Origin of the sequence: Niallia oryzisoli (genome assembly GCF_043641075.1) — a bacterium.
In the GTDB taxonomy this organism is placed as follows: Bacteria; Bacillota; Bacilli; order Bacillales; family Cytobacillaceae; genus Bacillus_BD; species Bacillus_BD oryzisoli_A.
The window spans coordinates 102,845-109,608 of record NZ_JBHZRC010000005.1; the positions used below are offsets into that span (position 1 = coordinate 102,845).

The window sequence follows — 6,764 nt, forward strand, 5'->3', positions numbered from 1 at the left end:
TAATGATGTAAGTTATTGTTAAACTTATTTTTTGAAAAATGTACAGAGGTGAACGAATTGTATGGGAACTATACAGCCATTGGATAGAATAGCCATTGAATTGGGCCCATTCACCATATACTGGTACGGGATTATTATTGGAATGGGAATATTAGTAGGTTGGCTGCTAGCGACAAAGGAGTCAAAGAAATTAGGTCTTCCTCAGGATATTATTTCTGATATGTTACTTTGGGCTATCCCCATTTCAATTATTAGTGCTAGAACATATTATGTCATTTTTGAGTGGGATTATTATTCTCAATATCCAGGAGAAATTATTGCAATCTGGGAAGGCGGAATTGCCATACATGGTGCATTAATTGGAGCAACCCTAACAGCAGTAATATTTGCAAAAAGGAGGGGGATATCGTTTTGGAAGCTGGCTGATATTGTGGCACCAAGTATTATTCTTGGACAAGCGATTGGCCGTTGGGGAAACTTCATGAATCAGGAAGCTCATGGAACGGAGGTCACAAGATCCTTTTTAGAAAATCTAAATCTACCAAAGTTTATTATCAATGAAATGTATATAGATGGAGCTTATTACCACCCTACATTCTTATATGAATCACTTTGGAATATAGCAGGGTTTGTTATTTTGATTATTCTACGAAAATTCCAGCCAAAACGGGGAGAATTATTTCTTTTATATGTAATCTGGTATTCTATCGGAAGATTCTTTGTAGAAGGGTTAAGAACGGATAGTTTAATGCTGACAGATTCGTTGAGAATAGCGCAAGTTATATCACTAGTATTAATTGGTGTTTCAATTTTTCTAATTTGGTTTAGACGTTCAAAAGACTACGCAAAGTATCGATATGCAGAAGGTTAATTGAATAGTATTTTCTTAGCTTATTATTATTTATGATTCTAGGGAGTGAATGTAATGGAATGGTTATTGACGCTAATCTGCCCTCTTATGATGATTTTTATGATGTTTGGCATGAGGGGACATGGACATAAGGATTCAAATGCATCAAAAGGTATGGATTCGAAGGTTTCCAATTTGGAGCTAGAAAATAAAAAACTAAGAAATGAATTAGATACTCTGTCAGCTTTGGTAAAAAAAGAATCGTAAAATCAAAAGCCATTTCCTTTAGTTTGGTAATGGCTTTTAACTTTTGAAATGTAATTTCTCCCATCTGCATAACTTTTCCCTATTCGAGTTTTAAAATAAATAGTAATATTAACAAAATTAGGCGCTAATGAAATCAAAGGAGTCATAAAAATGTATCAATTTCTTAGCCAAATGAGCAATTTCCTAAGTCAGCCATTCTTAAATATGGTCAGCAGAGTGGATGGGATACCAATTTTATTTGCCTTATTGCTAGGCGTTATTGGAGCATTGGCACCTTGCCAATTCACGGGAAATTTAGGTGCCTTTATGGTATATGGAAATAAGTCGGTCCAGAAACAAATGGCGTGGACTGAAATATTATTTTTCATACTAGGAAAAATCGTTGTTTTTTCTTTATTGGGTATTATTGTTTGGATAGTAGGAAGTGAAGTAAAGTCTGTTCTAACACAATATTTTCCGTGGATTAGAAAAATTGTAGGACCAATATTAGTCATCATTGGCCTTTTTATGTTGAATGTCATCAAATTCTATAAATCAATCTCCTTTGGAAGCATACCAGAAAAGCTTTTTAAAAAAGGAAATTTAGGTGCATTTCTTATGGGTGTAAGTTTTACACTAGGATTCTGTCCTACCATGTTTGTTTTGTTTTTCATTACCCTTATGCCAATTTCTTTGTCTGTTTCCTATGGAGCGGTTCTTCCGGCAGTTTTTGCAATCGGGACGTCTTTACCTTTACTGATAGCCATTAGTCTTATTTGGTATTTCGAACTTAACGGAAAGTTGATGAAAAAGAAGGGGAGAAAGACTGGGGCTATCGTTCAAAAAATAGCCGGATTGATTATGGTTATTCTAGGAATTTTAGACACAATCACTTACTGGGGTATTTGAAGAGTTTGTGTTTTTGGTAAATATATAGGATTATAAGAAGTTAAAGGGGATCATGCATAGAATATCTCATATTAAGTGTTATGCCACGTCATGAACAAACGAATTAAAATAATTGTGAGGTGCCGTTGTGTGTATTTCTAATAATTTCATTGAACAACAGGCCTATCGGATTAGTGAGGAGATACGAAAAAACTCAGTATATAGAGTGGTAGGAGTAGATGCTTCGGGAGTAAGTGACTTAAGCGTTAATCAACAAAATGATCATTGGAATGGGAAGGATTTAATTACTAAAGTCATTCTTGAGGATAAGGACGGCAGACTTTATTATGTAAAGCCTGATGATAATGGGTTAATGTTTTCAAAAGGAGAAATTACTTATAAAGAATATGGTAAAAGACAAAAGAAAGAGGATTTAAAGGGAATTAGTTATTTTTTTGTGAGCATTGGTTTTATCTTTATCTTGATGATTACATTGCTCAAATTTTTATCCTAACTACTATGTTGTCAACAACGGATTAATTTTCCCCAATTTCAACGGCTGAATAATCCCCATTATCATCACTTTACTCCTAATGGTTGAATCCCAGCTTTTTGTTTTTCCCTTAATCGATAAGATTCTCCTTTCATATTAAAAGTAGTGGAGTGATGAAGCAGCCGATCTAAAACAGCGGTTGCCAGAACATCATCTCCAAAGATTTTCCCCCACTCTAAGTAAGATTTGTTTGATGTAATAATAATAGAGCCTTCCTCATATCTCTTCGAGATGATTTGGAAGAGGAGGTTTGCACTTAATTCATCGAAGGGGAAGTATCCCATCTCATCCAAAATTAGTACGTTGGATTTTGATAATTTATTGACTAATCTATTTATGGTTCCTCTTTCTTCGGCTCGTTTACACATAGTAATAAAATCATCACATCGCGTATAGTATGCTGTGTATCCCTGGTTCAGAGCTTCTAGAGCTAATCCAATCGCAATATGAGTTTTTCCTACTCCCGGTGGACCCAGGAGTAGAATATTATCCCCATTATTAATAAATCTACAAGTCATTATCTCTTTAATTCTCTTTTCACTAACACTAGTTTGGAAGGAAAAGTCAAAGTCCTCAATTCTCTTGTGATAAGGTAATTTGGCTTTATTAATTCGCCTTTCTAAAGCATTGCTTTCTAATAGATGAATTTCTTGTTTTAAAATAGTGTCTAGAAACTCAGAATATGGTACATTATCTTTAGAGGCATCTTCTAATATTGCTTCAATTTGTTGAGCAGTAATAGTAAAGCCTACTTGGAGTAAACGTTCAGTTAAGAGCTCGTTATTCAATTGTTTTCACCTGCTTTTGACTGTTCTTCATAAACTTGAAGGGAACGATGTTCCACTTTAGGTGCTAGGAGAGGATTGTGACTGGTCGCCAAACCGTTTGTAGTCACGATTTTCTCCTTTTTTTCTTTTTCTCTATAATGATCCATTTGTGTTAATGATTTCGCTTTTCCGGTAATAAGAGGATAGGAAGCTATACATTCTAAATCACTATATATCTCGATATGGTGATTTAAAGTTTGCTTTATCTTTACTCTTTGTCCCTTAAACCTCATTGGAACTGAATATTGCTTCTCATCGTAATCTATTAACCCTTGTAAACTGACCGTTGTCTCAGTCCACTTATTTATTGGGAAGATTGGGCGTTCGTTCCAATTTAGAAGATGCTCTTGTTCAGTATGGAACCTTTCAAATGGAGCTTCTTTAGTTGTCTGATTGGGCTTCTTATTAGCCACAGTATCTAACCAAATCTGTAAGCTTTCATTCATTTTTACTAATGAAGGTTCTAGTTTCCTCTGCATAAAATTCTTCTTTAAATAGCCAACTGCACTTTCAACCTTACCTTTTGTTTGTGGCCTAGCTGGCTTACAAGCTTTTGGAACAATTCCATAATAGGCTAGAAATTCCTCGAACTTCCTGTTAAATCGGATCTCTGCAGGAGAGTGTTTTGTAACCACTGTTTTCATGTTGTCATATAGTATTTGCTTGGGCACACCATTGAAATAAGCAAAAGCGTTCATATGGCACTTCATAAGTTGTTCTAAGTCCATACTCGTTGTGATCTCCATATATTTCATACGTGAAAATCCAAGTACCATGACAAAGACATAAAGCTTCTGTAATTTATCGTCAATGGTGCGTTCTCCTAGCTCACCCCAATCCATTTGTGCTTGAACACCTGGAGGTGTCTCAAACCGTATACTAGATTGTTTATTTGGTTTATGTCTGTATTCCCTAATAAAGTCTCTAAGAATGGTCATTTTTCCTTCATAGCCCATAGACGTAATCTCTTCAAGAAGTACCACACAGTTTGTAGTACCTTCCTTTAACCTTTGGAGTAAATAATCCTCGTAATCTTCTAATTTTCCTTTTGTATCTTTTCGCTTTCGTTTTTGATATTCAGGCAAGGTGGACTGGTTTATGTATTTTCGAATAGTCTTACGATCAAAGCCTGTCTCTTCAGAGATTGCGCTAATTGTCCATCCTTTTTGGTAAAGTTCTTTAATCATAAAAAATTCCCCTATCTCAATCATCTAATGTCTCTCCACTCAAAAAAGTTATAGTATCGAGACAATTATCCGTTATTTTTGGGGAATTTTTAACCGTTTATATTGGGGATTTTATCACCGTTGTTAACAATGTTAAATAATAAGGATAACTGTCATCAAAAATTAATGTTTTGGTATAGAAAAAAGAAGAGGACAACTCGCAAGAAGTTAAGTGAGCATAACCTCTTCTTTTTTTACGTAAAAAGTGATTCTCTCGAGATATTCTCTACTGTTGTTTCCTAAAGGGAATGAGCTAGTAAGTTTTAGGGAAATAGAATCATTTTTTGAAGCTGGTCGCATTATTGATCAGCCTTTTTTCTTTGGTTGAGTTAAGGAAAAACTGAAATCATTAAAATTATACTAAATGAAACAGGAATAAAATTATTTTGTAATAAAATTGAAATGAAAAACGCTAAATTTCTCGATATTTAAACACTATTCTAATAAAGTAAAAAGTTAATAGAGAAGCTATATCAATCTCAAATAAAATAATAATCTACATAGTATATTAGGAGGATTCATATTTTGAACAGCAAGAAAAAGTTTTTTTCTATTGTAGCAAGTTTTTCAATGGCATCGTTCATGTTTGGGGCCGGTATAACGGAAGCAGCTTCCTACACAGTACAAAAAGGGGACTCTTTGTGGTCTATCTCGCAAAAGTATGGTACATCAGTTGAGGACATAAAAAATGCAAATAATTTAACTAATACTATTATTTATCCGAATCAAGTGCTTGAAGTGGCTTCCATTTCACCAATTACTTCTGGCACAAAAACTTCAACCTCATACACGATCAAAGCTGGTGATACGTTGTTTTCAATTTCTCGGCAATTTAACGTAACGGTTGCTGATCTAATGGCCTGGAACAACTTAAATACAGGATTAATTTATGCAGGCAGCACATTGAATGTTAGTGGTGCACCTGTTTCTAATAGTAGTAATTCTTCTCCTATTATAACTAATGTAGCACCAACAACTTATGCTGGTTATGATGTGAATAAAGTAATTAGTATTGCCAAAGGTTTAATTGGTACACCGTATACATGGGGCGGTACCACGCCTGCAGGATTTGATTGCAGCGGCTTTGTTTCCTATGTATATAAACAAGCAGGTATGAATATCGTTCGTCTAGATGCAGTAGGTTTTTATAATCGTTCCAAGAATGTAAACAGTCCTCAAGCGGGTGATCTCATATTCTTTGAAAATACCTATAAATCTGGTGTTTCTGATGTAGGGATTTACTTAGGAAACAATCAATTTATCTCTGCATCAGACAATGGTGTCTCAATTAAAAGCTTAGATAATTCCTATTGGAAGTCACATTTTAATAGCATTAAAAGAGTATTTTAATTAAGATTGTCAGAATGGAATCTATTAATAAATTCAAATAAAAATAGCCAGCAGTAGTTTTAAAATCTTCTTGTAGCTTAGCTTCTGAAACGTATTTATTAATACATAAGAGACCTTGGATAAAATCCAAGGTTTTTTGATTTAAGTAGATGTGCAAGACTTATTAAGTCTTGCGACCTTTAATGTGGAAGAAGAAAATGGTGAAGTTGGTATTGTCTAAAAAAAATTTACCTTCAAACCTGTTAAATGGGTAATTCCAGGTACCTCAGTAGCTATTCTAGCCTTTGGACTAGTTTGGTTTATTGAGAGAGCTTTTTAACTAGACCAAGGGGACGGGTTCCTCGGTTCCATTCACCTATGAACACTGGGAGAACCAGGGGGACGGGTTCCTCAATCCTTCATTCACTTATGAACACTTGGACGAAACCTTTTCCCGAAGTTCCTGCCATTTGTTTATCAATTTTATTGGCACAAAAGAACCCAATCGATTTTGTTAGGTGAAGGTAGATTAGGTGTGTAAACTTCGGACAAGGGAGAGCAGAAAAAAGCAAGATTTAGTCTGAAGCCGAGTCATCTTCGGACAAGAAAGAGCAAAAAAGCAAGATTTAGTCTGAAGCCGAGTCATCTTCGGACAAGAAAGAGCAAAAAAACAAGATTGGGTTCGAAGTCGAGTGAACTTCGGACAAGAAAGAGCAAAAAAAGCAAGATTGAGTCCGAAGTCGAGTGAACTTCGGACAAGAAAGAGCAAAAAAAACAAGATTGGGTTCGAAGTCGAGTGAACTTCGGACAAGAAAGAGCAAAAAAAGCAAGATTGAGTCCGAAGT

General features: G+C 35.0%; 7 protein-coding genes. 5 read left to right on the forward strand and 2 right to left on the reverse strand.

Going from position 1 to position 6,764, the window contains the following annotated elements:
• Positions 1-61 precede the first annotated feature (61 nt).
• The 4 genes from lgt to ACHUFV_RS16025 all read left to right on the forward strand — a co-directional run bounded on the left by lgt (position 62) and on the right by ACHUFV_RS16025 (position 2,498).
• Positions 62-871, forward strand: coding sequence for a prolipoprotein diacylglyceryl transferase (gene lgt / locus ACHUFV_RS16010; RefSeq protein WP_394235846.1), 810 nt, complete (start codon positions 62-64; stop codon positions 869-871).
• A 54-nt stretch (positions 872-925) separates the two neighbouring features.
• A complete protein-coding gene (locus ACHUFV_RS16015; RefSeq protein ID WP_394235848.1) occupies positions 926-1,117 on the forward strand; it encodes a DUF2933 domain-containing protein in 192 nt (63 codons plus the stop codon).
• Positions 1,118-1,267: 150 nt separating this feature from the next.
• Positions 1,268-2,005, forward strand: coding sequence for an urease accessory protein UreH domain-containing protein (locus tag ACHUFV_RS16020; protein WP_394235850.1), 738 nt, complete (start codon positions 1,268-1,270; stop codon positions 2,003-2,005).
• Positions 2,006-2,132: 127 nt separating this feature from the next.
• Positions 2,133-2,498 (forward strand): hypothetical protein, encoded by a 366-nt coding sequence (locus tag ACHUFV_RS16025; RefSeq protein WP_394235851.1) that lies wholly within the window; start codon positions 2,133-2,135, stop codon positions 2,496-2,498.
• Positions 2,499-2,563: 65 nt separating this feature from the next.
• Here the strand turns inward: ACHUFV_RS16025 and istB are convergent, their stop codons facing one another.
• Together istB and istA are read right to left on the reverse strand one after the other, a co-directional pair.
• Entirely contained in the window at positions 2,564-3,325 is a 762-nt protein-coding gene (gene istB / locus ACHUFV_RS16030; RefSeq protein ID WP_394235853.1) for an IS21-like element helper ATPase IstB, read from the reverse strand.
• Positions 3,322-4,575 (reverse strand): IS21 family transposase, encoded by a 1,254-nt coding sequence (istA, locus tag ACHUFV_RS16035; protein ID WP_394235855.1) that lies wholly within the window; start codon positions 4,573-4,575, stop codon positions 3,322-3,324. Before istA ends, istB begins: the two co-directional genes overlap by 4 nt.
• A 540-nt stretch (positions 4,576-5,115) precedes the next feature.
• On the opposite strand from istA, the gene ACHUFV_RS16040 reads away from it, so the two are divergent.
• Positions 5,116-5,940 (forward strand): C40 family peptidase, encoded by an 825-nt coding sequence (locus tag ACHUFV_RS16040; protein ID WP_394235857.1) that lies wholly within the window; start codon positions 5,116-5,118, stop codon positions 5,938-5,940.
• The last annotated feature ends 824 nt before the right edge of the window (positions 5,941-6,764 follow it).